27 protein-coding genes are annotated in these 25,277 nt (G+C 41.6%); 8 read left to right on the top strand and 19 right to left on the bottom strand.

Annotated elements, in window-relative coordinates:
* Window positions 1-523: 523 nt before the first annotated feature.
* Both sodA and J7I90_RS20390 read right to left on the bottom strand, forming a co-directional pair.
* Window positions 524-1,132: a superoxide dismutase SodA gene (gene sodA, locus J7I90_RS20395; protein WP_034308436.1), complete on the bottom strand. Its 609-nt coding sequence runs from the start codon at window positions 1,130-1,132 to the stop codon at window positions 524-526.
* Between the two features lie 143 nt (window positions 1,133-1,275).
* Window positions 1,276-1,761: a DUF456 domain-containing protein gene (locus tag J7I90_RS20390; RefSeq protein WP_048677991.1), complete on the bottom strand. Its 486-nt coding sequence runs from the start codon at window positions 1,759-1,761 to the stop codon at window positions 1,276-1,278.
* A 161-nt stretch (window positions 1,762-1,922) separates the two neighbouring features.
* Between J7I90_RS20390 and J7I90_RS20385 the strand changes: the two genes are divergently transcribed.
* From J7I90_RS20385 to ispG, 4 genes are all read left to right on the top strand, one after another.
* On the top strand, window positions 1,923-2,690 hold the full coding sequence (locus tag J7I90_RS20385) for a DUF1189 domain-containing protein (RefSeq protein ID WP_214773492.1): 768 nt from the start codon (window positions 1,923-1,925) through the stop codon (window positions 2,688-2,690).
* A 173-nt stretch (window positions 2,691-2,863) separates the two neighbouring features.
* Window positions 2,864-3,007: an anti-repressor SinI family protein gene (locus J7I90_RS28175; RefSeq protein WP_396020111.1), complete on the top strand. Its 144-nt coding sequence runs from the start codon at window positions 2,864-2,866 to the stop codon at window positions 3,005-3,007.
* Window positions 3,008-3,119: 112 nt separating this feature from the next.
* The gene (locus tag J7I90_RS20375) at window positions 3,120-3,452 is read left to right on the top strand and encodes a type IV pilus assembly protein FimV (protein ID WP_214773491.1); all 333 of its coding nucleotides are present in this window, start codon (window positions 3,120-3,122) and stop codon (window positions 3,450-3,452) included.
* A gap of 203 nt (window positions 3,453-3,655) precedes the next feature.
* Complete coding sequence (gene ispG, locus J7I90_RS20370; protein ID WP_034308444.1) at window positions 3,656-4,777, top strand: flavodoxin-dependent (E)-4-hydroxy-3-methylbut-2-enyl-diphosphate synthase; 1,122 nt, start codon at window positions 3,656-3,658, stop codon at window positions 4,775-4,777.
* A gap of 95 nt (window positions 4,778-4,872) precedes the next feature.
* Here ispG and J7I90_RS20365 read toward each other — a convergent pair whose 3' ends face one another.
* Window positions 4,873-5,343, bottom strand: a complete 471-nt coding sequence (locus tag J7I90_RS20365) for a DUF4190 domain-containing protein (protein WP_251025387.1) — start codon at window positions 5,341-5,343, stop codon at window positions 4,873-4,875.
* Between the two features lie 168 nt (window positions 5,344-5,511).
* On the opposite strand from J7I90_RS20365, the gene J7I90_RS20360 reads away from it, so the two are divergent.
* Entirely contained in the window at window positions 5,512-6,096 is a 585-nt protein-coding gene (locus J7I90_RS20360; protein WP_214773490.1) for a 5' nucleotidase, NT5C type, read from the top strand.
* Between the two features lie 36 nt (window positions 6,097-6,132).
* Here the strand turns inward: J7I90_RS20360 and J7I90_RS20355 are convergent, their stop codons facing one another.
* Genes J7I90_RS20355 through J7I90_RS20345 form a run of 3 tightly spaced genes read right to left on the bottom strand, consistent with a single transcriptional unit; the run spans window position 6,133 to window position 8,220 of the window.
* Window positions 6,133-6,558 carry a Fur family transcriptional regulator gene (locus J7I90_RS20355; RefSeq protein ID WP_034308449.1) on the bottom strand — a complete coding sequence of 142 codons (426 nt, stop codon included), beginning with the start codon at window positions 6,556-6,558 and terminating at the stop codon, window positions 6,133-6,135.
* Between the two features lie 15 nt (window positions 6,559-6,573).
* Window positions 6,574-7,407, bottom strand: coding sequence for a metal ABC transporter permease (locus J7I90_RS20350; protein WP_192205561.1), 834 nt, complete (start codon window positions 7,405-7,407; stop codon window positions 6,574-6,576).
* Between the two features lie 21 nt (window positions 7,408-7,428).
* Window positions 7,429-8,220, bottom strand: a complete 792-nt coding sequence (locus J7I90_RS20345) for a metal ABC transporter ATP-binding protein (RefSeq protein WP_214773489.1) — start codon at window positions 8,218-8,220, stop codon at window positions 7,429-7,431.
* 177 nt (window positions 8,221-8,397) lie between these two features.
* Here J7I90_RS20345 and J7I90_RS20340 point away from each other — a divergent pair, with 177 nt between their 5' ends.
* Window positions 8,398-8,658 carry a DUF2624 family protein gene (locus J7I90_RS20340; protein WP_048677987.1) on the top strand — a complete coding sequence of 87 codons (261 nt, stop codon included), beginning with the start codon at window positions 8,398-8,400 and terminating at the stop codon, window positions 8,656-8,658.
* Between the two features lie 109 nt (window positions 8,659-8,767).
* On the opposite strand, the gene J7I90_RS20335 is transcribed toward J7I90_RS20340, so the two are convergent.
* Together J7I90_RS20335 and J7I90_RS20330 are read right to left on the bottom strand one after the other, a co-directional pair.
* Complete coding sequence (locus tag J7I90_RS20335; RefSeq protein ID WP_214773488.1) at window positions 8,768-9,661, bottom strand: deoxyribonuclease IV; 894 nt, start codon at window positions 9,659-9,661, stop codon at window positions 8,768-8,770.
* Between the two features lie 12 nt (window positions 9,662-9,673).
* The gene (locus J7I90_RS20330) at window positions 9,674-10,987 is read right to left on the bottom strand and encodes a DEAD/DEAH box helicase (RefSeq protein ID WP_034308462.1); all 1,314 of its coding nucleotides are present in this window, start codon (window positions 10,985-10,987) and stop codon (window positions 9,674-9,676) included.
* A 526-nt stretch (window positions 10,988-11,513) separates the two neighbouring features.
* Here J7I90_RS20330 and vrrA point away from each other — a divergent pair.
* A complete protein-coding gene (vrrA, locus tag J7I90_RS20325; RefSeq protein WP_214773487.1) occupies window positions 11,514-12,200 on the top strand; it encodes a VrrA/YqfQ family protein in 687 nt (228 codons plus the stop codon).
* Between the two features lie 126 nt (window positions 12,201-12,326).
* Entirely contained in the window at window positions 12,327-13,271 is a 945-nt protein-coding gene (locus tag J7I90_RS20320) for a 4-hydroxy-3-methylbut-2-enyl diphosphate reductase (RefSeq protein ID WP_214773486.1), read from the top strand.
* Between the two features lie 46 nt (window positions 13,272-13,317).
* On the opposite strand, the gene J7I90_RS20315 is transcribed toward J7I90_RS20320, so the two are convergent.
* The 11 genes from J7I90_RS20315 to glyQ form a co-directional block, all read right to left on the bottom strand.
* A complete protein-coding gene (locus tag J7I90_RS20315) occupies window positions 13,318-14,436 on the bottom strand; it encodes a Nif3-like dinuclear metal center hexameric protein (RefSeq protein ID WP_214773485.1) in 1,119 nt (372 codons plus the stop codon).
* Complete coding sequence (locus J7I90_RS20310) at window positions 14,433-15,140, bottom strand: tRNA (adenine(22)-N(1))-methyltransferase (protein WP_214773484.1); 708 nt, start codon at window positions 15,138-15,140, stop codon at window positions 14,433-14,435. The genes J7I90_RS20315 and J7I90_RS20310 overlap by 4 nt, the downstream gene beginning before the upstream one ends.
* A 216-nt stretch (window positions 15,141-15,356) precedes the next feature.
* A complete protein-coding gene (gene cccA, locus J7I90_RS20305; RefSeq protein ID WP_214773483.1) occupies window positions 15,357-15,725 on the bottom strand; it encodes a cytochrome c550 in 369 nt (122 codons plus the stop codon).
* A 235-nt stretch (window positions 15,726-15,960) separates the two neighbouring features.
* A complete protein-coding gene (locus tag J7I90_RS20300; RefSeq protein WP_214773482.1) occupies window positions 15,961-16,491 on the bottom strand; it encodes a hypothetical protein in 531 nt (176 codons plus the stop codon).
* 178 nt (window positions 16,492-16,669) lie between these two features.
* Window positions 16,670-17,803, bottom strand: coding sequence for an RNA polymerase sigma factor RpoD (rpoD, locus tag J7I90_RS20295; RefSeq protein ID WP_034308477.1), 1,134 nt, complete (start codon window positions 17,801-17,803; stop codon window positions 16,670-16,672).
* A 35-nt stretch (window positions 17,804-17,838) separates the two neighbouring features.
* Window positions 17,839-19,644 carry a DNA primase gene (dnaG, locus tag J7I90_RS20290; RefSeq protein WP_214773499.1) on the bottom strand — a complete coding sequence of 602 codons (1,806 nt, stop codon included), beginning with the start codon at window positions 19,642-19,644 and terminating at the stop codon, window positions 17,839-17,841.
* Window positions 19,645-19,695: 51 nt separating this feature from the next.
* Window positions 19,696-20,151, bottom strand: coding sequence for a YaiI/YqxD family protein (locus J7I90_RS20285; protein ID WP_214773498.1), 456 nt, complete (start codon window positions 20,149-20,151; stop codon window positions 19,696-19,698).
* A gap of 511 nt (window positions 20,152-20,662) precedes the next feature.
* Window positions 20,663-21,472 (bottom strand): pyruvate, water dikinase regulatory protein, encoded by an 810-nt coding sequence (locus J7I90_RS20280; RefSeq protein WP_034311346.1) that lies wholly within the window; start codon window positions 21,470-21,472, stop codon window positions 20,663-20,665.
* Between the two features lie 28 nt (window positions 21,473-21,500).
* Window positions 21,501-22,136: a transcriptional regulator CcpN gene (ccpN, locus tag J7I90_RS20275; RefSeq protein ID WP_161784850.1), complete on the bottom strand. Its 636-nt coding sequence runs from the start codon at window positions 22,134-22,136 to the stop codon at window positions 21,501-21,503.
* 164 nt (window positions 22,137-22,300) lie between these two features.
* Window positions 22,301-24,370 (bottom strand): glycine--tRNA ligase subunit beta, encoded by a 2,070-nt coding sequence (gene glyS / locus J7I90_RS20270; RefSeq protein WP_214773481.1) that lies wholly within the window; start codon window positions 24,368-24,370, stop codon window positions 22,301-22,303.
* Entirely contained in the window at window positions 24,357-25,253 is an 897-nt protein-coding gene (gene glyQ / locus J7I90_RS20265) for a glycine--tRNA ligase subunit alpha (RefSeq protein WP_034308488.1), read from the bottom strand. The genes glyS and glyQ overlap by 14 nt, the downstream gene beginning before the upstream one ends.
* Window positions 25,254-25,277 lie beyond the last annotated feature (24 nt).

Below are 25,277 nucleotides of genomic sequence, written 5' to 3'. Positions count from 1 at the left end.
ATTGGCAGCCAAATGGCGATGACAGAGAAGTAGTTGCCCTTATACTGTTTTCCTTAAATGCTCTCTCAAATAAATTCAAGAACAGTATAAAGAAAACTCTTCGATTGGCGAAGCCGAAGGGATGTTCGTCAATTTGGAGTTTTCACTCTTGAATTGGGGTGTTTATTCGTCAATTTCGAGATTTCACTCATGAATTGGGATTTCCACTCGTGAATCGATACTTTTATTCGTGAATTTGAAGATTTTACTTAGGAATTGGAGTTTTACTCGTGAATTTCGGGCTTTTACTCGTGAGTTTTGCGTATTTACTCGTGAGTTTTGAGCTTTTACTCGTGAATTTGAAGGTTTTACTCGTGAATTTTTGCGTTCTCGTAAATTCGCAGCTTTCACTCGTTCATTTCTTTTGGGAGAAACAAGCAATATGAGTTGCCTTTATTTGTTTTTCTTTAATATTCCCCTTCCAGAAACAAAAAAAAGACGGGATTCCTTTTTACAAAAGGAATCCCGTCTTTTTAATTACAAATTATTTTGCAGCGCTGTAACGTTTTGCAACTTCATCCCAGTTTACAACATTCCAGAAAGAATTGATGTATTCAGGACGGCGGTTTTGGTAGTTTAAGTAGTAAGCATGCTCCCAAACGTCCAATCCAAGTAGCGGTGTTTTACCTTCTGATAATGGATTGTCTTGGTTAGGTGTACTTGTTACTTCCAACTCGCCATTGTTGACTGCAAGCCAAGCCCAGCCAGATCCGAAACGAGTAGTAGCAGCTTTAGCGAACTCTTCTTTAAAGCTGTCAAAGCTTCCGAATTTTGAAGTGATGGCATCCGCTAATTCACCAGTTGGTTGTCCGCCGCCGTTAGGTGAAAGGATTTCCCAGAATAAAGTGTGGTTAGCGTGTCCGCCACCATTGTTGCGTACAGCTGTACGAACAGCTTCAGGTACCGCGTCAAGGTTAGCGACGATTTCTTCTACGCTTTTGCTTAGAAGTTCTTGGTTGCCTTCAAGCGCATTGTTCAGGTTTGTCACATATGTGTTGTGATGTTTAGTGTGGTGAATGTTCATTGTTTCTTTGTCGATGTGTGGTTCTAATGCATCATATGCATACGGTAATTGTGGAAGTTCAAAAGCCATAATAAAATTCCTCCCTATGTAAGCTGTTTTTTTGAGGGCTTCAGTTCTCGAAAGATACCTAAAGCTCGCTAGCAATAGAGTATCAAATTTTTGTAACCGTTTCAAACCATATGCCTCAATTTTTCATTTTTCGATTAATTTTCCTATGAGAATACCACGAATATAAAATATCCTATCATCAGAAGCTGAATGATGCCTTTTGTGATTACGCTGCTTATAAAGCCTACAACGGAACCAAGGCCGATTTTGGAAGCAGTAACAGGGTCTTGTTTATGTACCAGGATCTCTGCCAGGAATGCCCCGATGAACGGACCTATCAGAATTCCTACGAATGGAATCACGAATGGCCCGACCAGGAGCCCAATCGTACTGCCCCATATCCCCGCTTTCGTGCCGCCATACTTTTTGACCCCGACCATGTTGGCAATATAATCGGCTGCAAATAAAAGGATGACGAATAAAATTTGGACCGTCCAGAAAAACCAGCCAAAAGGTTCAAAAGAATAAAAAAGTCCATATAACAATATTCCGCCAAAAATGAACAAAACACTTGGGATGATCGGAAAAATCAGACCGACAAATCCCATTATGAACATGAGGGTGATTATTATCCAAAATAGTGTGTCCATATCTCAAAATCCCCTTTGTCATTTAATTTATAAATTGGTTTATCTCTCCATAATTACCTCATTACTGTTGTTTGAAACCAATGAAGTTGAATACAGGTTGTTTTATTTTTCCCATATAGTTAAAATTGGTTAGAATCTTATATAGATAGGTGCTGAAAACATTGAACATATTCAAACAACTATGGGTTAGCATATTTTCCCCTAAAGATATTGCTTCCTTTCAAAACCAAGGTATCGGGAAAACGATTTTATACGTTTTCTTTATAAGTCTCATCGCCTTTCTCCCTTCAGCTTTTTATTTCGGTACAATGATAGTTGACGGGATAGATGCCATGCACGAAACAGTATCCGAAGACTTACCGGCATTTGAAATCAAAAATGGCACGTTGACGACTGAAGAAGATGAGCCATTTAGCCTGAATAAAAACGGATATCAAATTTTTGTGGATGGCACGGGAGCCTTGACCCCGGAAAAGGTAGCTGCAGAAGCTGATGAGGCTGTCGCACTTTTGAAGTCTGACCTGGTTTTCGTATCCGGAGGCAATGTGCAATCCTCTCCTTATTCAGTTTTGGAGGGAGATAATCAGGAAATATCCACTTGGCTTGATTCAGTTGAATCTGTGCTGCCGATCATTATTCCATTGCTTCTACTCATATTATACCTGTTTACTGCTAGCGGAATCTTCATTAAAGTGACAATCATTGCTGCATTTGGTCTTTTTTTCAAAAATGCTCTTAGCCGTCCACTTTCGTATAGGCATCTTTGGAGAATTAGTGCATACAGCATAACTCTTGCCACTGTATTCTTCACCATCATGGATGCTTTTCAAGCGATTGTACCATTCGCTTCCATTATTAGCTGGTTTGTTACATTAATGATGTTATATTTATCCATTAAAGAAACATCAGCCAATAAGATGGGAAATTGAGGTTAAATAAGATCCGGACCAACCTCGGTCCGGATCTTTTTGCTTTTGCACAAAACTGGGCAATCATTGCCATTACCTCATATGACTACAGTCATCATTTTTTATATCTACTTAATTCGACAAAATACTCACCAGGTTATTACTATACTTATGATTGAAATAGTATTTAAGAGGTGATAGACGTGAAGGAGAGTCATATTGATGTACAGTGGTTGTTACTCATATTGGAGGCAAAAAATAGTGGTCTGACACAAAAGGAAATTCGCTCCTTTCTCAGCAATCAATCAAATAATAAGGATGTTACTCAACTGAAATAGACAATTTGAATGGCCACTCTTACATTCCATTGAAAAATCGCCCATTTTTAGGCATATTTTTTGCCCACTCCAAGTATAGATGAATTAAAGACATGCTTGGGAGGATGGAAAATTGAAACGGCTTCTGATTTTTATCTCATTCTGTTTCACTTTATTTATTATTTATTTTGATTTGACTACGGGTACCCTGCCGGCTTCCCATCCACCTGCCTCTACAGGCGAACCGGCCGTGCCGGCCAGCCAGCCTGCATCCGCACCGTCTGCCGCTTATAAAGAAATCACCATGCAACCCGGGGATACCTTACTCTCCATCGTTGAAAAGGAAAAAGGCGAATCCAATCACCCAATTGAAACGATCATCACTGACTTTCAAAGTTTGAATGAAGGATTGAGGCCAGAAAATATGCAGATTGGCAAAACATATAAAATTCCCGTTTATAAATAACTTTCAAATGGGAATTTATGCCTTCACAAATACACTAAAGGGGATTTCCAACAACCAAATATATCCTGAAATAGGAAGTGTCACTTATTGAAAAAAGATTATGCGTCCTATTTCCTTGTCAAGCGGTAAGTACATTGATACAATATTTCAGAGAAACAAATTAAAAATCAAAACTGATTTTTTCCTAAAGGAGAGAATTCCACTTGAGTGAAATCATACATCGCACCAAAACGCGGCCAATTAAAGTCGGAAACTTAACGATTGGCGGCAATAATGAAGTTATAGTACAAAGCATGACAACGACAAAAACACATGATGTTGAAGCAACGGTTGCAGAAATCCTTCGTCTTGAAGAGGCGGGATGTCAAATCGTACGCGTCGCCTGTCCGGATGAAAGGGCAGCTGACGCAATCTCTGAGATAAAAAAACGGATAAACATCCCTCTTGTAGTCGATATTCATTTCGATTACAAACTTGCTTTGAAGGCAATCGAAGGCGGAGCGGATAAAATCAGGATAAACCCTGGTAATATCGGACGCCGTGAAAAGGTTGAAGCAGTCGTGAAAGCTGCTAAGGCCAAAGGAATACCAATCCGCATCGGCGTCAATGCTGGTTCTCTAGAGAAGAAAATCCTCGAGAAATATGGCTACCCGACTGCTGATGGAATGGTGGAAAGTGCTTTACACCATATCAAGATCCTAGAAGATCTGGATTTTCATGATATTATCGTTTCGATGAAAGCTTCCGATGTGAATTTAGCAATCGAGGCATATGAAAAAGCTTCAAAAGCATTCGATTATCCTTTACATCTTGGGATCACGGAATCAGGTACACTGTTCTCCGGAACCGTAAAAAGCGCTGCCGGACTAGGTGCCATCCTAAGTCAGGGTATCGGAAGCACGATTCGTGTTTCCTTAAGTGCCGATCCTGTCGAAGAGGTGAAGGTGGCAAGGGAGCTTCTAAAAGTATTCGGCCTTGCTTCCAACATGGCCACTTTAATTTCCTGCCCAACTTGCGGTCGAATCGAGATTGATTTGATTTCCATCGCCAATGAAGTTGAAGAGTACATCCAGACGGTTAAAGCGCCAATCAAGGTATCAGTGCTTGGTTGTGCGGTAAACGGCCCTGGAGAAGCCCGTGAGGCTGATATCGGCATAGCCGGCGCCCGCGGTGAAGGTTTACTGTTTAGAAAAGGTCAAATCGTACGTAAAGTGCCTGAAGAGACGATGGTCGAGGAACTGAAAAAGGAAATTGACAAAATCGCTGAAGAGTACTATGAAAAACAAAGAGCCGAAGCTGCTGCTGCAGCTTTACTAAATAAATAAAACAAAGAATCCCGAATTTTCATCATCGGGATTTTTTGTTTTTTTACCATTTGAAAAACCCTTTGATGTAATGACATCAAAGGGTTTAATGATGCTTAAAAGAACGGCGCGATAAATATGCCAACGATGATGGAAACAGCACCTATGCCGATGGCCCAAGTACCCAGGTTCGATCCCCGGCTTCTGGCCACTATTCCTACAATGATACCTACAATCCCTAAAAGGAAAGGCATCATGAATAACGATAAAATGGAGATGATCAATGCTATGACACCAATCGCTTTTCCTCTTGATGCCACTCCCCCTAAACCATTATCCTCTGCAGGCTCATCAGTTTCATATGACCTGATTCGCTGAGGCGGTGTGGAAATCTCGGCAGACGTTTCTTCCTGATACCGGTTATCCAAACTGGTTATGGTCCCACGGCTCTCATATCGTCTGTCATCTTCAGGTGTATCTTCATTATAATACCGCTCATGATGCTGATCATCCACAACGGATGGTTCACTGCCCTCTTTCGCCAATTGCATTTCATCGTCAATACTGGAGTATTGATCTTTTTCCATTCGTGCATCCCTCACTTTCGTTTGTGAAGCATTTATAGTGTATGTAAAAATCGCAGGAACCCATCGTGAAAATGGTTTCATGTCTTGGAAATAAATACGGGTTTTTACCAAAGCTATGATGGGATATGTTACACTATTACAAGTATTGAAAATGAGGAGAGATTCATCATGAAAAAACGTTTTGGCATCGATATAGACGGGACTGTCACAAGACCTGATTCCATGGTTCCCTTTTTAAATAAAGCATTTCAACTGAATTTAGCTTATGAAGACATAACCGAATATGACTTATTGCCTTTCGTGAATGTTCCTAAAGAGGATTTCACTAAATGGTTCATCGAGACCGAGCCGCTCATCTATTCCGAATCATTATTGGCTGAGGGTGCGAAAGATGTATTGGAAAAATGGACAGAACAAGCCAACCTTTATTTCATCAGTGCCAGGAGCTCCCGTTTATTGGATGTAACGAAGAATTGGTTCACGAACAATCAAGTCCTATATGATCATATAGAGCTTGTAGGCTCACACGATAAGATTGCTGCAGCCAAAAAATTCGAAGTCGATCTCTTTTTGGAGGACAAGCACGATAATGCAGTGGCGATTTCAGAAGAGTGTAAAATACCCGTGATTTTATTTAATACCCCTTACAACCAAGATCCCGTGCCTGAAAGGGTGATTCGGGTCAACAATTGGCAAGAAGCCTCTGCCTGGGTGAATCAATGGCTGTCAGGGGAACCGGCAACTGTAAAATGAGACAAGAAAAAACCATTGACTTGAGGTCAATGGTTTTTATGCTTCCAAAGATACGCTACATGCAGGACAGCGTCCGTAAATTTCAAATTTATGCCCCGAAACATCGTAGTCCTTCAAGCTTTCCTGAAGTTCCTGCATCGGGCACAATTCAATTTCTTTCGTTTTTCCACAGTTCAAACAGATGAAGTGGTGATGGTGGGAAGAATGACCGCATGTAAAACGAAATCGCTTTTCCCCTTCCAACTCGGTCGCTTCAAAGATGCCCAGTTCGACAAATAATGAAAGATTTCTGTAAATCGTATCGAAGCTTAAACCTGGATAATCCTGTTTCATATTCTCCAATACATCTTTGGCCGTTAAATATTTATCGCTGGAAGAGAAAAGCTGAAGCATTTCTTCCCTCTTTCCTGTATGCTTAAAGCCTTTATCTTTTAAAAGTTGCATGGCAGTAGTTACGTTCAAAATACATCACCCCATCTATCGATTTTTCCACTTATCAAACAAAATTGACAAGATGAGAATTAGTACAGCTATTATTACAATGGTCCCACCGGGAGCGAGGTCAAGGTTGTATGATAAGAATAATCCGCCTATGACGGAAACCTCACCGAATAATACTGAATAACCAATCATCTGCTTAAAGCCCTTAGCAAAGCGGAGACTGGCTGCTACCGGGAGCGTCATGAGCGAAGAAACAAGTAATATGCCAATGATTTTCATGGAAGCGGCAATAACCAATGCGACCATGACGATAAAAATGAAATGAATCGCTTTATAAGGGATTCCAGACGCTTTGGCATGCTCTTCATCAAATGATAACAGAAATAATTCTTTATACAATAAAGTGAGCATCAAGGCTACGACTAGCCCCACTGCCAAAATGACGTACATGTCCGCCCGGCTGACGGCACTGACACTGCCGAATAAATAACCATATAAATCGGTATTGAAACCATCAGCAATGGATATGAAGATGACACTAAGACCCATGCCTCCGGACATAATGATCGGGATTGCAAGCTCTTGGTAATGCTTGTACACCCCTCTTAATTTTTCAATGAATAATGAACCACCTACAGAAAACGCCATTCCAATATAAAGTGGATTCAATCCTGCTAAAGATAGAAAGCTCTTCTGCAGCAATAAACTGAACGCTATACCAGCAAGCGCTACATGACTGAGCGCATCGGAAATCATCGACATCCGCCTTACCACGACAAAAACGCCCACTAATGGCGCAATCGCTCCGATGATTATTCCGGTCAAGAATGCGTTCTGCAAAAATTCAAATTGCAATATCCCAGATATCATTGGGCTATCCTCCAAAACTTATTAATGATCATGATTTAAAAATTGGACTCCATGTCCATAAATGGACGAGAGTTCACCTTCATCCAACTCATTATATTCACAGGCATCCCCATGAAAATGAAGCTTTTTATTCAAGCAGGCGACATGTGTGACTTTATCGGTCACAGTACCAACATCATGGGTTACTAAAATCAGGGTTATTCCTAATTTTTTATTCAACATCTCAAGCATTTCATAAAATTGGTGGACGTTTTTTGAATCAACGCCAACAGTGGGCTCATCCAATATCATCAATTCCGGCTCGCTGACCAGTGAACGGGCAATGAATACCCTCTGCTGCTGGCCTCCGGACAATTCCCCGATATTGCGGTTTTGATATTCCAGCATGTCCACTGATTCCAGAGCCTTCTTAACCCTTTGCTTATCCTCTTTGCCAGCGAACTTAAATAAGCCTATTTTTTTGGTCAAACCGCTCTGAACCACCTCAAATACAGTGGCAGGGAATCCTGAGTTGAAAGAATTCGCCTTTTGGGAAACGAACCCGACCTTTTGCCAATCTTTAAAGCGCCGAATGTCTTCCCCGAATAATTCAATTTTCCCCTTTTGGAGCTTGAACAGACCAAGCAGCAACTTCAAGAGCGTTGATTTACCGGATCCATTCGGCCCGACGATAGCTAGGAATGCCCCTCTGGGAATCTCAAGCGAAACATGTTCCAGCACCAGATCTTTTGTATATTTGTAAGATATATCTTCAAATTTAACTATGGGGTTTACTACATTATCCAAAGAGATCACCTTTTTTTTAAGAATCATTACGATTAACAATCGTTAGTATAAATCAAAGAAGTCCAGATGTAAAGAATCCGGTTCTCCGAACAAGTGCCTTGGATCACAAAAAAAATAGTATCTGAACCAATTTCGTAATCAAACAAAGTTTCATGTTCACATACGTCCACTTCCTTCATATGTTTTAACAAAGGAGGAGATCGTTTGAAATTATTTGAAATGATGGTCAATCATAAAATCAACAGTATACGCCCAGATGAACTGCTTTCACTTGCTAAACAGCATAAGGTTGCACTCACCCAAAAACAAGCACAGGATATTACTGCACTTCTAGCCGGTAAAAATATTAACATTTTTGATATACGTCAAAGACAGAACGTACTTGGTCAAATTACAAAAGTTGCCGGAGCAAGCACGGCCAGGGAAATAGAATCCCTCTTCAACAACCTTACATCCAATTTTTAAAGATTCTAAGCCTTCTGGCGACAGTCTTTATTTGAGCATACTTAATCCAAATGCAAAATGAAAGGACGATTCATCTTCATATCGATGAATCGTCCCTTTCTATTTGTGATTATTGGAATTTGATCTTTTCCAATAAATCTTCTTCAAATTGTTTATTCTTGAACATATCAATTTCGAATTTATATGGGGCCTTTTTATCTTTTTTGTCTTCCCCTACATAAGGTGTTTCCAGGATTTTAGGAACAGAGCTTAATTGCGGATGGTGGACAATATCATTCAAAGCCTTAAAACCAATATGACCGAAACCAATGTTTTCATGGCGGTCCTTACGCGTGCCGCGTTCGTTTTTGCTATCGTTTATGTGAAGCACCTTGATTCGGTCAACACCGACCACTTTATCAAATTCATTCAGTACTCCATCAAAATCCTCGATGATATTATATCCGGCATCGTGAGTATGGCAAGTATCGAAGCAAACCGATAATTTTTCATTATGGGTCACACCATCAATGATCATCGCAAGCTCTTCGAAAGACCTGCCACATTCGGAACCCTTACCCGCCATCGTTTCAAGGGCAATCTGAACTTTATCGTCGGCAGTCAGCACTTCATTCAAACCTTCGATGATTCTTTTGATTCCCAGTTCGCTGCCAGCACCAACATGCGCACCTGGATGAAGTACGATCTGCCTTGCGCCAATCGCTTCGGTCCGATCGATTTCGCTGCGTAAGAAGTTGACTCCAAGTTCGTATGTGGCTGGATTCGTGGTATTTCCTATATTTATGATATACGGAGCATGGACGACGATATCACTGATTCCGTTTTCCTCCATATGCAATCTTCCGGCTTCGATATTTAAATCCTCGATTTTTTTACGTCTTGTGTTTTGAGGGGCCCCTGTATAGATCATGAATGTATTGGAGCCATACGAAGCCGCTTCCTGACTCGCAGCAAGAAGCATACCTTTCCCGCTCATTGAAACATGCGATCCAATCTTCAGCATCTGATTTCTCCCCTATTTCTTTCTCTGTATGCGACGTTCGCGTTTTTTAAAGTTTTCCACATCTCGTTGAATTTTCTTCTTGTATCCTGGCTTGACTTTAGTTGGCTTCTTAATGTGCCTGCTCGCTTTAACATCGATATCAGATTTTTGTTTTTTACGGTTTTTCCGTTTATTACGCTCGTCGATATCAACCCAATCACCGTTTTGGATATCGGCATCACGGAACTCGATGCCCATTTTTTCAAGGCGGTTCAATGCATCTTCATCAGAAGTATCGTAAATGGTAGTGGCAATGCCTGAATATCCTGCACGAGCCGTCCTTCCCGTCCTATGGATATAAAAATCCAAATCTGAAGGCAATTCATAGTTAATGATATGACTTACACCTTCAATATCGATTCCACGGGAAGCCAGATCAGTCGCAACGATGAATTGATACTCCAAATCATTTATTTGCTTCATCATTTTTTTACGCTCACGAGGCGTTAAATCCCCATGAATACGGCCGACATTCAACCCTTTTTCGATCAGGGAATTAGCCACATGGTCCGCCATTTTCTTTGTGTTCGTGAAAATAATCGCCAAATATGGATTATAACGAACGATGATGTCATGAAGTAACTGCTCTTTGTTCCGGTGGCGAAGCGGTACGAGAACATGTTCGATTTTCGAAGCGGTCGCCTGCTTGGGATTCACCTGAACATACTTTGGATTCTCCATATATTTATTCAAAAACGGCTTCAATTTTTCTGGGATGGTTGCCGAAAAGACAAGCATTTGAATTTTTTCAGCCATACGTGATGCAAATAAATCGACATCTTCTATGAATCCCATGTCTAGCATAAGATCCGCTTCATCGACCACAAGCATTTTTGCTGTATACACCTGTAATGCCTGGGCTTCAACCAAGTCCTTGATCCGGCCCGGCGTACCAATTACCAATTGCGGCTGTGTCTTCAATTTATCGATCATTCGCTGCTTATCAGTACCACCGATGAAACAACGGACTTGAATCTGCTCATCCTCAGGGAAATGGTCAGCAATTTTCAAAGCTTCTTTGTAGATTTGGTTCGCTAACTCACGGGTTGGTGCGGAAATAATCGCTTGTACCTCATTTTTGCCAGCATCAAGCCTGTTCATGATCGGCAGCAAATAGGAATGTGTCTTTCCTGTACCTGTCTGCGACTGTCCAATTAAGCTACTTCCCTTTAAAAGCGACGGAAGCACGCGCTCTTGAATTTCCGTCGGCTTATCGAACCCTAAAGTACGAACCGCATCTAGAATGTAGCTTTTCAAATTAAATCGTTCAAATTGATTTTGTTTCATCAAAAAACCCCTTTATCCTGTCAGTCATAAGACATGTCCTGTTATTATAATAAATTTTACACAAAAAGCGCAAGCGCCTGGGTTGCTCGTGAAGAAAATAGGGATTGTCCCATAAGGCGCTTTTTGCCTTGTGAGGGCAATCCTCTTTTTCACATCGAGCTAGGCGCTTGAAGCTGGATTACACAAAAAGCGCAAGCGCCTGGGCTGCTCGTGAAGAAAATAGGGATTGTCCCATAATGGGCATGACACCCACCTTTTTCGATGTGTCCCATTTACTTAAATATCACTAAAGCGCATGCGCTGAGGTTAGTTCTCTTAAAATGGACTCTTGCAAATGAAAAGCCCCTGTCCTGGTCATAGCGTATCCCCCGCAGACATGGAGCTAAAAGACTACCGTTACCATCTTACCTTCTTTCCGGTTACTTCACAACTGCCCAGTCACTCTTTCCTCAAACCTTTTTTGTCGAGTTGCATAATTTATATAGAAGATTACACCAGCATATAATATTCTTAGGAGGTGAAACCTATGTTCCCAAATAGAAATCGTCAACCCGGACCCGGTTTTCCGCCACCCAATGGTCTAAGGAGGCAGCAGCCCCCTTCTCCATTCAGGCAGTCACCGCAAATTCCCCAACCTTATCAGCAGATGTATCACCCGATGATTCCAAACAGACCGCAGGTGCCACATGGACCTCAAGGTTTCCGCGGCCCTTTCAACCAACAGCAGCGGCAGGAAATGCCGCCAGCAAAGAAAGAAGGGTTATTGTCAAAAATACTCGGTAAGTCGAAACAAAAAGCAGGTTCTCCGAATTTGTTTGCGCCAGCGGGTTCCACTAACCAAAGTTCTTCAAGAAGCAGCGGAGGCGGTATCTTAGAAACATTAAAAAACCCCGAAACCCTTAATAATATGCTTTCCAACACGCAAAAAGTGTTGCAAGCGGCGGAACAATTCACGCCTATGGTGGAACAATACGGTCCAGTGATTAAAAACCTGCCTTCCATGTGGAAAGTTTTCCGAAGCATATCATCAGCCGATGAGACCAAGGACGACGGAGCTTCCGTTGAAAGCGGGCCCGCGGTTGGGGCACAAGAAAACAGTGAGGTAAAATCGGTTTCGAAGAAAAAAGAAAAAGCTATAGAAGGTAACCCCACTACCCCAGTTCGTCCCGAAACCAAAAGGAAACGAACCTCAGGTCCCAAGCTTTATATTTAAAGGCTACAAAAAATTTACCAATAACTGATTTTATGTAAATATGATGTTTTGTAATATCATCTATGGTCTTATATAATAGAAAGGTATAAAAAGTGAGAGTTTCTTGCCTTGAAGGAGGACACATAGATGAAAGTGATTAAAATTTCCCCGCGCGGCTATTGTTATGGCGTTGTCGATGCCATGGTCATCGCCCGAAATGCGGCTTTAGATAAAACCTTGCCACGTCCCATTTACATTTTAGGTATGATCGTGCATAACAAACATGTGACGGATGCGTTCGAAGAAGAAGGCATCATCACGTTGGACGGCAGCAACCGCAACGATATCATCGAACAGGTGGACAGCGGAACCGTCATCTTTACTGCTCACGGCGTTTCACCTGAGATCAGGAAGATCGCTGAGAAAAAAGGGCTTGTGACACTTGATGCAACATGTCCCGATGTTACCGCAACACATGACTTAATACGGGAAAAACAAGCGGAAGGCTATCAAATCATTTATATTGGCAAAAAAGGCCATCCGGAACCTGAGGGTGCTGTCGGAGTTGCTCCCGATGTCGTTCACCTGGTTCAAAAGGATGAAGATGTTGAAGCCTTGACTTTGAATAGTGAAAAGATCATCGTCACCAATCAAACAACGATGAGCCAATGGGATGTTTTGGATATCATGGATAAGGTCAAGGAAAAGTTTCCACATGCCGAAGTCCATAAGGAAATTTGCTTAGCGACACAGGTTCGCCAAGAAGCCGTTGCCGAGCAAGCTGGCGAAGCTGATGTTTTAATCGTTGTCGGAGATCCTAAGAGTAATAATTCAAACCGGCTTGCACAAGTGTCCCAAGAGATTGCCGGGACGAGAGCTTATCGAATCGCTGACATTTCCGAGCTGAACCTTGAATGGCTAAAAGATGCAGAAACGGTTGCCGTCACTTCCGGGGCTTCTACACCAACTCCGATCACGAAGGAAGTTATCGCATTTCTAGAACAATATGAAGCAAATGATGAATCCACTTGGAATACCGAAAAGAAAACGCCATTGCATAAAATTTTACCTAAGATTAAGGTGAAGAAATGATTGCACAAATACAAAGGCAGCCACTAAGGCTGCCTTTTTCGTGTTATCAAATGAAGCGGAATGGGTCTGTATTCAGCCTGGATGGAATGAATTCCACACCGTAATTCTTTTCGCGGCACGTTTTTTCAAGGAATCGTGCCACCCCTTTTTTCATCACCTTTTCAACATTATGGCCGGGATCGACGATATTCAGTCCAATCATCATCGCGTCATGGGCTGTATGGTAATACATATCACCTGTAACGTAAACATCGGCACCCTTGAATTTTGCTGTCGTAAAGTATTTATTGCCGTCTCCGCCCAAAACGGCCACTTTTTTTATCGGGCTTTGCAGATCTCCAACGACACGCACCTTTTCAACATCGAGTGTCCGCTTCACATGTTCGGAAAATTGTTCAAGCGTCATTTCTTCGGCAAGTACACCAATTTTTCCTAAGCCAAGTGACTCCCCTTTATTCTCCAGTTTATATATATCGTGAGCAACCTCTTCATATGGATGGGCTTTAATCATCGCAGCTAGCACTTTCTTCTCGATATTTTCCGGGAATATCGTTTCAATCCGCATTTCAGCTACTTCTTCAAGCCTTCCTTCAGAGCCGATAACCGGTTCACTGCCTTCACCTGGCAAGAAGCGTCCGGTACCTTCCCCCGAAAACGAACAATTGCTGTAGTTCCCGATCGCTCCGGCCCCCGCCTTGCCCAGGGCTTCCCTCACCTTTTGTTCGTCGGTCTTTGGAACATATACGACCAATTTCTTAAGAGCTGTCTCATAGGTTGGAATCAATACCTCTGTGTCCTGCAATTGAAGCGCTTCGGCAAGTAAATCATTCACTCCGCCCTTAGCAACATCCAAATTGGTATGTGCAGCGTACACAGCGATATCATGTTTGATCAGCTTTTCGATGATGCGGCCTCCAGCAGTGGTTGTATCGATCCTTTTCAATGGTCTGTAAATTAACGGATGGTGGGCAATGATCAATTCCACGCCATGTTCGATCGCTTCGTCTACAACCTCTTCCAGCACATCAAGGGCAATCAGCACTTTAGTAACCGGCTTATTTAGCTGCCCGACATGAAGCCCGATTGGATCTCCCTCCATTGCATAATGCTTTGGGGAGAATTGTTCAAACATCTCAATGATTTTGTGACCATTCACTGTCTTCAACCTTTAAGCACCTCCTCAATTACCAAAATTTGGGATTTTAATTCATTGCGCTTCGTTTCCAGTCCGCTTCTTCCGCTTTCATCCAATTGTTCGATGATTCTCTCCAAATGTTTTTTCTCAAGCTGCCATTTTTTTATGAAAATATCACTGAATTGCTCTCTTAAGAATGGACCGAAAGTGAGGCCCGTTTGCTTGTTTACACCATAAGGGCGGAGCGGGTCTCCTTTTTTGGCAATTAAGATCTCATAGATCTTCCCATCTTCCTCAAGGATCTCCTCTCCACAAAGTTCCCAGCCGTTTTCGATTAGCCAGATGCGAACATTCGCTGCACCGACATTAGGCTGAAGGATTAGCCTTTCTGCCTTGCCGAGTTTCGCTTTTCCGCTTTCCAATATACTTGATATTAAAGTCCCTCCCATGCCTGCAATCGTAATGCATGTCGCTTCATCGGGATTCAATACTTCAAGCCCATCTCCTTTACGGACCTCTATCTTGTCTCCAAGACCCGTCATTGCCACTTGCTTGCGTGCAGACTGATAGGGTCCTTCTACAACCTCACCTGCTATGGCGCTGGCACACAAGCCGTTAGTCACCGCATAGCACGGCAAGTAAGCATGGTCTGATCCTATGTCTGCCAGGATGCTTCCTTTTGGTATATGTATGGCAACACGTTCTAATCTCATCGATAGTTTTTCATGATTCACATTTATCAACTCTCTTAATTCAAATAATGTCTTGCTATAATTACTTTCCCATTCGATTATACCAAGTTCAATCGAAAAATTACAGAAAGGAGAAATAGGGTTCTTCTTATCATGGGCAAAAGAAAAACCGCCATCTGGATTCTTCCTTTTCTGAATAAATGAAAAACTGACTCAAAAAGTTCGCTTTTCAACGATTTCTTGAGTCAGTTTCATGAATTATTTCAGTCCATGAATATATTCGGCCATGGCGTCAATGTTCTGTTCTTCGACTAAACCTGATGGCATTGCACCTCGTCCATTAGTGATCACGTCTTTAACCTCGTCCACCGAAAGGCGATCGCCAACTCCTTTTAGAGCAGGCCCGACACCGCCTTGATAGGCGTCACCATGACAAGAGATACAGTTTTGCTTATAAATGTCCTCAGGTGATGCTGAGGCACTTTCTGTTTCTTCTGTCTTTTCGCCGCCCTCTTTTTCCTTAGCAAGATCCTTGGCATCACCCAAACCTTTAAACGAAAGTAAAAACATAAGTCCAATACCAAAAACCATGATAATAATAAAAGGCATTACTGGATTGCGATTCATAGTATTTCCTCCCCTATGTAGAACCTAAACTTACCATATTTAATATTATATACAAACAGCTATATATTATTTTACTTGAAAAGAGTTTCAAGTAAAAGCCCAAAAATAGAAGATATTATATAATTTCTTAAAATTGTCAAAAACTTATGTATATTTCCAAACAATTTTACTTTTTCTTACATATGTTTCATAATACCCAAAAATCATTATTTAAAACCGCTGGAATGTCCTTGAATTATATTATTAAAAAGTAAAGAGTGACCAGTGCTCCAAGGCTTCCCGCTATGGAAAAATGGAGCAGCTTCAGCTTATTGCCCAATAAAATCCAGATTCCGCAATTAATGAATAAGAAAATATAAAGGATACCCGCTTTTCCGGGTGCCATGAATTCCGCCAAACTGACAGTTAATAAAAGCAATGATAGTACCATCCCCATCAACGCCATCTGAAAAATGATTTTCCTGCCTTTTAAGCGGCGGACCGCCAGCCCAAAGACAAGTATTGAAATTGTTGTCAGAAGCATTTGCATTCTTATGGTTATTTCAGTAAAATAATTCAAAAATACAATAAATGCAAAAAAGGTTCCAATCAACACCCCGAAAAAGATGCCGTTTTTTTTGCTCGCGGTTTCATTCGATTTTGATGGCGGAAGTTCGCCTTGACCGTATAATGCAAGCAGGTAATTACAATATTGCTCCGGAAGCATACGACTTTCCTTCCAGGAGTTTATTTCTTGAATGATGATCTTCTTTCTCATTTCATCCATGATCTCACATCCTCATGATGATCTTCTTTTTAGCGGCTTAGCGTTTAAATTTATTTCTGTTATATGGAAAAATGGATAACTATTGTTCTTATTAGGATATTTTTACACCGAAATTGAAAAAAAAGAGCCGCTCCCGAACGCTGGGCATTCAAAGAGGGCTCTGTTAAGGGCATATATTCTATTCAAGGAAATCTTTCAAGCGTTTGCTGCGGCTTGGATGTCTCAGTTTACGCAGCGCCTTCGCTTCGATTTGACGGATACGCTCGCGGGTGACCCCAAACACTTTTCCTACCTCTTCAAGAGTACGGGTGCGGCCATCATCAAGTCCAAAGCGGAGTCTCAAGACGTTCTCTTCACGGTCAGTAAGAGTATCCAATACGTCTTCAAGCTGTTCTTTCAATAGTTCATATGCTGCATGCTCCGATGGGGAAGTCGCATCCTGATCTTCAATGAAATCACCTAAATGTGAATCATCTTCTTCACCTATTGGCGTTTCCAACGAAACAGGCTCCTGAGCTATTTTCAAGATTTCACGAACTTTTTCGGGAGTCAGGTCCATATCCTCCGCAATTTCTTCCGGTGAAGGTTCACGTCCTAAATCCTGAAGAAGCTGTCTTTGGACACGAATCAATTTATTGATGGTTTCCACCATATGCACCGGTATCCGGATCGTTCTTGCTTGGTCGGCAATGGCACGGGTTATCGCTTGGCGAATCCACCATGTTGCATACGTACTGAATTTGAATCCCTTGCGGTAATCAAATTTTTCCACAGCTTTGATAAGTCCCATATTACCTTCCTGAATCAAATCAAGGAAAAGCATTCCCCGTCCGACATAGCGCTTGGCGATACTGACAACAAGACGGAGGTTAGCTTCTGCCAAACGGCGTTTCGCTTCTTCATCTCCATCTTCAATTCTCGTCGCCAGAGAGATTTCCTCTTCTGCCGATAAAAGGTCGACCCGACCAATTTCCTTTAAATACATGCGTACTGGGTCATTAATTTTTACGCCAGGAGGAACACTTAAATCATTTAAGTCAAATTCTTCTTCTTTTGCAAGTTTCTTCTCATCTGGATCATCTTCATCTTCGTCTTCCTCACCATCAGTGAGTATTTCGACGCCGTTTTCTGCTAACACCTCGTAGAACTCATCCATTTGATCGGAATCCAACTCAAAACCGCCAATCATTTCAGCGATTTTTTCTAAAGTCAAAGAGCCTCGTTTTTTACCTAGCTCTAGTAATTTTTCTTTCACCTGTTCAAGGCTAAATTCATTATCAACTTGTTTGGAACGTGCTGGTTTTTCAGCCATTAGTTCCCCTCCTTCCAGGACTTACACCTAAACGACTACAACATTTTACGCAATTTAATGATTTCCATGGCAATTTGTGCAGCAGTGACATAATCACTTCGTCTAACTGCATCTTTTTCTTCAACTTGTTTTTCTTTTATCTTTAACAACTTTTCATATTTCAACACTTGATTTATACAATCGGTCAGTTCTTTATCGGTAACTTCCTCATTCACTGACATCATTTCTATTTCCGAAACGATCCTTCTCAAGTTTGGATCCGGTAAATAAGTAAGGAAAAAGCTTGTATCCGGTTCGTGTCCATCTTCATAGAACGCATATAAATAGGTGATGATTGCCTGATGTTCATCTACATGAAAGACCGTTTGCCCAAGCATCTGCTGAATTTTGAAAGTCATATCCCTGCTTTTCAGCATATGGGCAATCAGCTTCATTTCAGCATTATGGTGAGCAGGCTTTAACTTATGCTCATATTGCAGGGCCATTTTCTTTTGGGCTGCTGGCTGCGGCAATGTCCCCTTCTTGCGTTCCGTAAAGAACACCTGACGCTGCTGCTGTTCCAGCGCATCCAATGAAAGGGAAAATTCAGAGGATAGCTGCCTGAGATAATGATCCCTCTCCACTGCATTGGGCAATCGCGAAATTTCTTTAAGGACTTCTTCGATATATTGAATTCGATCTCCTTCATTATTTACATTTTTCCCTCGACGTAAATAATGCATTTTAAATGCCATGTAGGTTAAACTGGCCCCTATTACTTCAGAAACAAAGCTTTTTTCACCGAATTCCTTTATGTAGTCATCGGGGTCCAGGTTATCAGGCATGAGAGCGACTTTCACGGAAAACTCATGGTCCTGTAGCATATTAACTGCACGATTGGCAGCGTTCAATCCCGCTGAATCCGAATCGTAGCAAATAAGTATCTGGTCAGTATTTCTTTTTAAAAGCTGGATATGCTGGTCCGTCAGGGCAGTGCCCATTGTAGCGACCGCATTCTCCACACCTGCGCCAACTGCTGAAATGCAATCGGCAAAGCCTTCAAAAATGACTGCTTGCTCTTTCTTTCGTATGTGTGGTCTTGCATGATGGAAATTATATAAAGTTTTACTTTTATTAAAGATTGGAGTTTCAGGACTATTCAAATATTTGGGCTCATCGTCCCCCATCGCTCTTCCTGAAAACGCAATCGTATTTCCTTGATGATCCATAATTGGAAACATGACTCTATTTCTGAAACGGTCAAAATATGACTCGTCTTTTTCCCTGAAAATAATAAGCCCTGCCTGCTCCATGTATTCCGCTGGGAACCCGCGTTTTAAAAGAAACTTGGACACGAAGTCCCATGAATCCAAAGAGTAGCCAATTTGGAACTTTTCTATCGTCTCTTCAGTAAACCCTCGTTTAAGTAAATATTCGAGAGCATCCTGCCCCTCTTTCGTATTAACGAGGAGATGATGATAAAACTTCCTCAGCAGGTCATGGGCTTCAACCATTTGCTGAGCGCCTGCCGGCATGTTGGAACGCTTGGAATCCTTATTGATTTCAACTTCCAAAGGAACATTCCCTTTTTCAGCTAAAACTTTTGCAGATTCCACAAAGCTGTAGCCTTCTATATCCATCAAGAAGGTAAAAATATTTCCGCCTGCCCCGCAACCGAAACAGTGAAAGATTTGCTTTTCCGTTGAAACGGAAAACGAGGGCGAGTTTTCACCATGAAAAGGACATAGGCCAAAGTAATTGCGCCCCTGCTTCTTCAGCTGGACATACTCCCCAATTAAATCAACAATGTCAACAGCTTCACGAATTTGATTAATTTTCTCATCTTCTATACGGCCATTTATCATTTTTCCACCTTGCAATATTGGTGATAGTTTCTTATTCGATACTGTTTCCTAATTCCCTGCAAAGTTCGACAATGTTTTCATAAGTTTATTTGTAAAACATGCACGATCTTCCTTTGTGAATGCTTTCGGCCCTTTCGTATGCTTCCCCTGCCTGCGGAGTTTCGCCGACTGATAACGCATATCCAAGAGCATGAAAATATTCTCTTCCGTGTATTCTTTTCCCCTTGGCGAAAGGACATAAACGTTTTTAGGAAGAAGCGTCCCAGCCAAACCAATATCTGCAGTAACGACAATATCACCCTTTTTTACTGAGTTTACTATATAAAGATCTGCCGCTTCTTTGTCTGCATCGACATATACCCATTTACCTTCAGGGTTATTCATCATATTTTTATATGATGCAACAAAACATACGTCAATTTCATGCAAGCTTGCACAATGAAGGATTTCGTCTTTCACCGGGCATGCATCGGCATCGACGTGTATCGTAGGTTTATTATTCATACCTTCTAATTCTACATCTTTCTGCATAATCCTTTTTCTCCCCTAAACTTTATGAAGTTATGGTGAATTTCCAGCATTGATTCAGAGCGTTCCCTCTAAAAGTGCAAACATTATCCTTCAAAGAATACCTTTTTATTCAAGTGAAAGCACCTCATTTGCCTTGAAAAAGACCAGCCCCTCCTGAATTATACGGAACATGTCGAATTATTTTTATGATAAAAACCTTGACATCTCATTAACCTTTAGTTTATTCCTTATTAATTAAGTCTAAACCTTAAGATTACTTTTTTCTCACAATTTTTTATTATAGTCTATTTGATTAGAAGATGCCAACATTTAAATTCCAAATGTTTTTTCATGCAAATCAATGGATTTGCATGCGGAAACTAAGAGGAATTTTATGTAATTATTTTGAATTTATTCTTATTAATCCCTTAATTGACCTTGGCATTAAAATGTGAGCTGACACAAGAGTGTCTAGCTCACATTTTGATTTGCCTTAATTTAAGGATCAACGGTTTTTGTTTTGAAGGATATTGATGATTAAATTGGCTGTTTCTTCAACAGCTTTATTGGTTACATCAATGATAGGACAATTCAGCCTTGATATGATTTTATCAAAGTATGTCAATTCTTCTTTTATGCGCTCCACATTTGCGTAAATGGCATGATCATTGAGCCCAAGTGACTTTAATCGTTCTTTACGAATATGGTTCAGCTTTTCCGGGCTGATCTTTAAACCAATGCATTTTTCAGGAGGTACCAGGAACAGCTCTTCTGGCGGTTCCACTTCAGGCACTAAAGGTACGTTCGCCACTTTATAGCGTTTGTGGGCTAAATATTGTGATAATGGCGTTTTGGAAGTGCGTGAAACACCCACAAGCACGATATCTGCACGTAAAATGCCGCGAGGGTCACGTCCATCATCATATTTTACAGCAAATTCAATGGCTTCCACACGCTTGAAATAGTCATCATCCAGCTTTCTTACCAGACCAGGTTCATTAAGCGGCCCTTTTGGAGCCCTTTCCTGAAGGATGTCCATGAGCGGCCCTAAAATGTCATAAGCAGCCAGGTTTTCTTTCTCTACCTGTGCTTTCATATACGCTCTAATAGCTGGCTTCACCAGAGTATAAGCAATGATCGCCCCATCCAACTTAGCCAGTGATATCACTTCATCCACGTTTTGTTCATCTTCAATATACGGAATTCTCTTTATGGAAAAAGCAGATCCCGAGAACTGGCTTGCAGCGGCTTTTGTGACCAATTCCGCTGTTTCCCCTACTGAATCCGATACAACATATATAATAGAACCGTTCATATTCTCCGTCATTCCTTTTGCAAGCCCCCTAATAGCCTTCATCAGCCAAAGCTACGAATGCTTTCGTAATATTGGTTTTTGTAATCCTTCCAATTACTTCATAGCCCTTTTCTGTGTCTTTGACGACCGGTAATGAGTCGATTTGTTTATCAATCAGTTTTTTTGCAACATCAATCAAAAGGTCTTCTTTTGAACACATTGTAATATTGGGCATCCTAGTCATGATGATATTGACTGGAATGGAGTTAAGCTCTTGTTTCCCAATACTCGCACGCAATAAGTCTTTCCTTGATAAGACACCGACAAGCAATGCATGCTTATCGACGACGAACATTGTTCCGACATCTTCTAAAAACATCATGACGATTGCATCATATACGGAAATGCCCTCGTCAACGACGACAGGTATCGATTGGTAGTCCCGTACATAAAGATGGTTAAGGCTATCTGTCAAAAGCTGTGTCCCTGACCTGCCTGTATAGAAATACCCCACTCTCGGCCGGGCATCAAGAAAACCTGCCATCGTTAAAATCGCTAAATCCGGGCGAAGTGTCGCCCTGGTAAGGTTCAATCTATCCGCAATATGTTCTCCAGTAATCGGTCCGTTTTCTTTTACAATTTGTAAAATTTGTTCCTGACGCTTATTCAATTGGATTATAATCACCACCCCACTGCTTTCGCAGAGTAAAGTAACAAAAGTTATTCATTTAATAATTATATACTAAATAATTTAATTAGGGCATTTTTGTCCCATTTATTGATCATTTATCTTTTTAAGAAATCGGAAACCCATATTCAAAGGGTTTCCGATTACATACATCCTTTCGATCATGTAAGGATGATTTTATTCATGGCAGCAAAACCTGCAACCAAATCGCTGATTTCCTTCATTAAGGATAAACGGTTGTTGCGGATTGCTTCATCCTCTGCCATGACCATTGTATTCTCGAAATATGACTCTATTTCCGATTGAAGCGAAACAAGCTCTTCAAACCGCTCATTCTCATCTTTAGATTCCATATAACGCATTGCCACTTTTTGATATTTTACATATAACGCATTTTCTTGATCATTTTCAAAGGCAGCAGGGTCGACTGTCACCTGATTGTCACATTTTACGGCAATGTTCATGATCCGGCTTAAGGCTTCCAGGCTTTCCTTAAAGCCTGCTTCTTCTTTTTTCGCATCCAATACATGTGCACGTTCCACGATTGAGTGGATATAACCGATTTCATTGAACAAAACTGCGTCAATCAAATCGTAACGGATTTGCTGTTCTTGAAGCATGTGTTTGACACGTGCTTTAAAGAATGTGAACATATCCGCTTTAACTTCTTCAAGATCACGTTTTAAGATACCTTTTGATTCCGGTCCTTTAAGACCTAAAACAATAAGCTCCTCTAATGAAATATTCCATTTCTTCTCAGCTAGAATTTGGACGACACCGCTCGCCTGCCTTCTTAATGCGTAAGGATCCTGGGAACCTGTCGGAATGACGCCAATAGCGAAGAACGAAGACAAAGTATCAATTTTTTCAGCCAGACTCACGACCGCGCCAATGACTGAAGGCGGTACATCATCATCCGCATGCCTTGGCATATAATGTTCATTGATAGCCGCGGCCACTTCTTTGGCTTCCCCTTTTAAGAGAGCATATTTTTCACCCATATACCCTTGCAATTCAGGGAATTCATAAACCATATTACTGACCAAATCGAACTTGGCAATTGCCGCTGTACGAAGCGCCATTTCTTTTTCCGCCTTTAAATTCAAAGCATCCGCAAGAGCACCGGTCACTTCAGTTACCCGGGCAGTTTTCTCGGCCAATGTACCGATTTCTTCATGATAAACGATGCTGTCAAGCTTTTTCAAAGCATCCGAAATCTCTTTTTTCTGATCTTCTTTATAGAAAAATGCTGCATCCGATAAGCGGGCACGCAATACTTTTTCATTTCCTTTAGAAACCTTATCCAAATGGCGGTCATCGCCGTTGCGCACGGTTACAAAGTAAGCAAGCAGGTTCCCTTCCTGATCTTTAACAGGGAAATAACGTTGGTGCTCCTTCATTGATGTGATAAGTACCTCAGCAGGAAGCTCAAGGAATTCTTCTTCAAAATGTCCAAATAACACTGTTGGATATTCTACCAAATTATTTACCTCTTCAAGCAGATCTTCATCGACAGGAATGATCCAGCCTTTCTCCTGCTCAAGCTCTTTAATCTGATCCAATATAACTTTCCGGCGTTTATCTGGATCTGCCATTACAAATTGTTCTTTCAGCGTATCTTCGTACCGTTCCGGCTGCTCGATGATGGCGCTATTGCCTAAGAAACGATGTCCTTTCGTTTCACGGCCCGTTTCCACATCAGCAATGCTGAATGGCACTATTTCATTGCCAAATAAGGCAATCAGCCATTTAATCGGACGGACGAAGCGGAGCTCCTGATTGGCCCAGCGCATATTTTTCGGGAACGTCATGCCGCTGATGATTTCAGCAAGCTCAGATAAAAGCTGAACGGTCTGCTGTCCTTTTATGAATTTATTCACATGGACATATTCCACACCCTTGAGTTCTTTAAAATAAATGTCCTCTGAAGTCATGCCTTGACCCCTGACGAATCCCAATGCTGCTTTAGACCAGTTGCCTTCGCTGTCCAACGCGATTTTTTTGGCCGGACCTTTTGCCTCTTCTTCGATATCCTTTTGGGATTCTTCCACGTCCTTCACCAATACGGCCAAACGTCTTGGTGTGGAAAAAGCTTCAACCGTCCCGAATTCTATCGCTTTTTCCGTAAGCCATTGCTGCACTTTATCTGACAACTGTTTCATTGATGCTGTCACAAAACGGGCAGGCAGCTCTTCCAATCCAATTTCCAATAACAAATCACGCTTGCTCATTTGTATTCTCCCCTTTCACTTTCAGGATCGGGAAGCCTAATTTTTCCCGCTCTTCATAGAAGGTTTTGGCAACCTTACGCGCTAAGTTACGGCACCGGGCAATATAACCCGTTCTTTCCGTCACCGAGATGGCACCTTTGGCATCCAAAAGGTTAAATGTATGGGAACATTTCAAAACATAATCATATGCAGGATGTACAAGTCCTTCTTCCATTTGTCGATGCGCTTCCTTTTCATACATCGTGAAAAGCTGAAACAGCATATCAAGGTCGGAGGTTTCGAACGTATATTTCGAATGTTCGTATTCCGGCTGACCAAATATATCGCGGACAGTGAATCCATCTGTCCATTCTAGGTCAAATACGTTTTCCTTATCTTGAATGTAAGAGGCGAGACGTTCGATCCCGTATGTAATTTCCACGGAAACCGGTTTACACTCAAGGCCGCCCACTTGTTGGAAATATGTAAATTGCGTGATTTCCATTCCATCAAGCCAAACTTCCCAACCGAGTCCGGCACACCCTAGAGATGGATTTTCCCAATTGTCCTCCACAAAGCGGATATCATGCTCGAGCGGATTTATCCCTAAAGCCCTTAATGAATCCAAATACAACTCTTGGATATTGTCAGGCGACGGCTTCATGATCACTTGGAACTGATGATGCTGATACAGTCGATTAGGGTTCTCACCATAACGACCGTCAGCAGGACGGCGGGAAGGCTCTACGTAAGCCACGCTCCAAGGCTCCGGTCCAATGGCTCTCAGGAACGTGTATGGGCTCATCGTTCCTGCCCCTTTCTCGACATCATAAGCATTCATCAATATGCAGCCTTGTTCAGACCAATGCTTTTGTAACGTTAAAATCATATTTTGAATATTCATCGTACACCTCCAGGTTATTTAAAC

Source organism: Bacillus sp. ISL-57 (genome assembly GCF_018613135.1).
Classification (GTDB): domain Bacteria; phylum Bacillota; class Bacilli; order Bacillales; family DSM-1321; genus Peribacillus; species Peribacillus frigoritolerans.
This window is presented reverse-complemented; position numbering and strand designations above follow the sequence as displayed.

Bases quoted from the DNA above. Each gene is read 5' to 3' on its own strand.
- sodA (WP_034308436.1), bottom strand. From the start codon at position 1,132: ATGGCTTTTGAACTTCCACAATTACCGTATGCATATGATGCATTAGAA.
- J7I90_RS20390 (WP_048677991.1), bottom strand. From the start codon at position 1,761: ATGGACACACTATTTTGGATAATAATCACCCTCATGTTCATAATGGGA.
- J7I90_RS20365 (WP_251025387.1), bottom strand. From the start codon at position 5,343: ATGGAAAAAGATCAATACTCCAGTATTGACGATGAAATGCAATTGGCG.
- J7I90_RS20360 (WP_214773490.1), top strand. From the start codon at position 5,512: ATGAAAAAACGTTTTGGCATCGATATAGACGGGACTGTCACAAGACCT.
- J7I90_RS20350 (WP_192205561.1), bottom strand. From the start codon at position 7,407: ATGATATCTGGGATATTGCAATTTGAATTTTTGCAGAACGCATTCTTG.
- J7I90_RS20345 (WP_214773489.1), bottom strand. From the start codon at position 8,220: ATGATTCTTAAAAAAAAGGTGATCTCTTTGGATAATGTAGTAAACCCC.
- J7I90_RS20335 (WP_214773488.1), bottom strand. From the start codon at position 9,661: ATGCTGAAGATTGGATCGCATGTTTCAATGAGCGGGAAAGGTATGCTT.
- J7I90_RS20330 (WP_034308462.1), bottom strand. From the start codon at position 10,987: ATGAAACAAAATCAATTTGAACGATTTAATTTGAAAAGCTACATTCTA.
- vrrA (WP_214773487.1), top strand. From the start codon at position 11,514: ATGTTCCCAAATAGAAATCGTCAACCCGGACCCGGTTTTCCGCCACCC.
- J7I90_RS20320 (WP_214773486.1), top strand. From the start codon at position 12,327: ATGAAAGTGATTAAAATTTCCCCGCGCGGCTATTGTTATGGCGTTGTC.
- cccA (WP_214773483.1), bottom strand. From the start codon at position 15,725: ATGAATCGCAATCCAGTAATGCCTTTTATTATTATCATGGTTTTTGGT.
- J7I90_RS20300 (WP_214773482.1), bottom strand. From the start codon at position 16,491: ATGGATGAAATGAGAAAGAAGATCATCATTCAAGAAATAAACTCCTGG.
- rpoD (WP_034308477.1), bottom strand. From the start codon at position 17,803: ATGGCTGAAAAACCAGCACGTTCCAAACAAGTTGATAATGAATTTAGC.
- J7I90_RS20285 (WP_214773498.1), bottom strand. From the start codon at position 20,151: ATGAATAATAAACCTACGATACACGTCGATGCCGATGCATGCCCGGTG.
- J7I90_RS20280 (WP_034311346.1), bottom strand. From the start codon at position 21,472: ATGAACGGTTCTATTATATATGTTGTATCGGATTCAGTAGGGGAAACA.
- glyS (WP_214773481.1), bottom strand. From the start codon at position 24,370: ATGAGCAAGCGTGATTTGTTATTGGAAATTGGATTGGAAGAGCTGCCT.
- glyQ (WP_034308488.1), bottom strand. From the start codon at position 25,253: ATGAATATTCAAAATATGATTTTAACGTTACAAAAGCATTGGTCTGAA.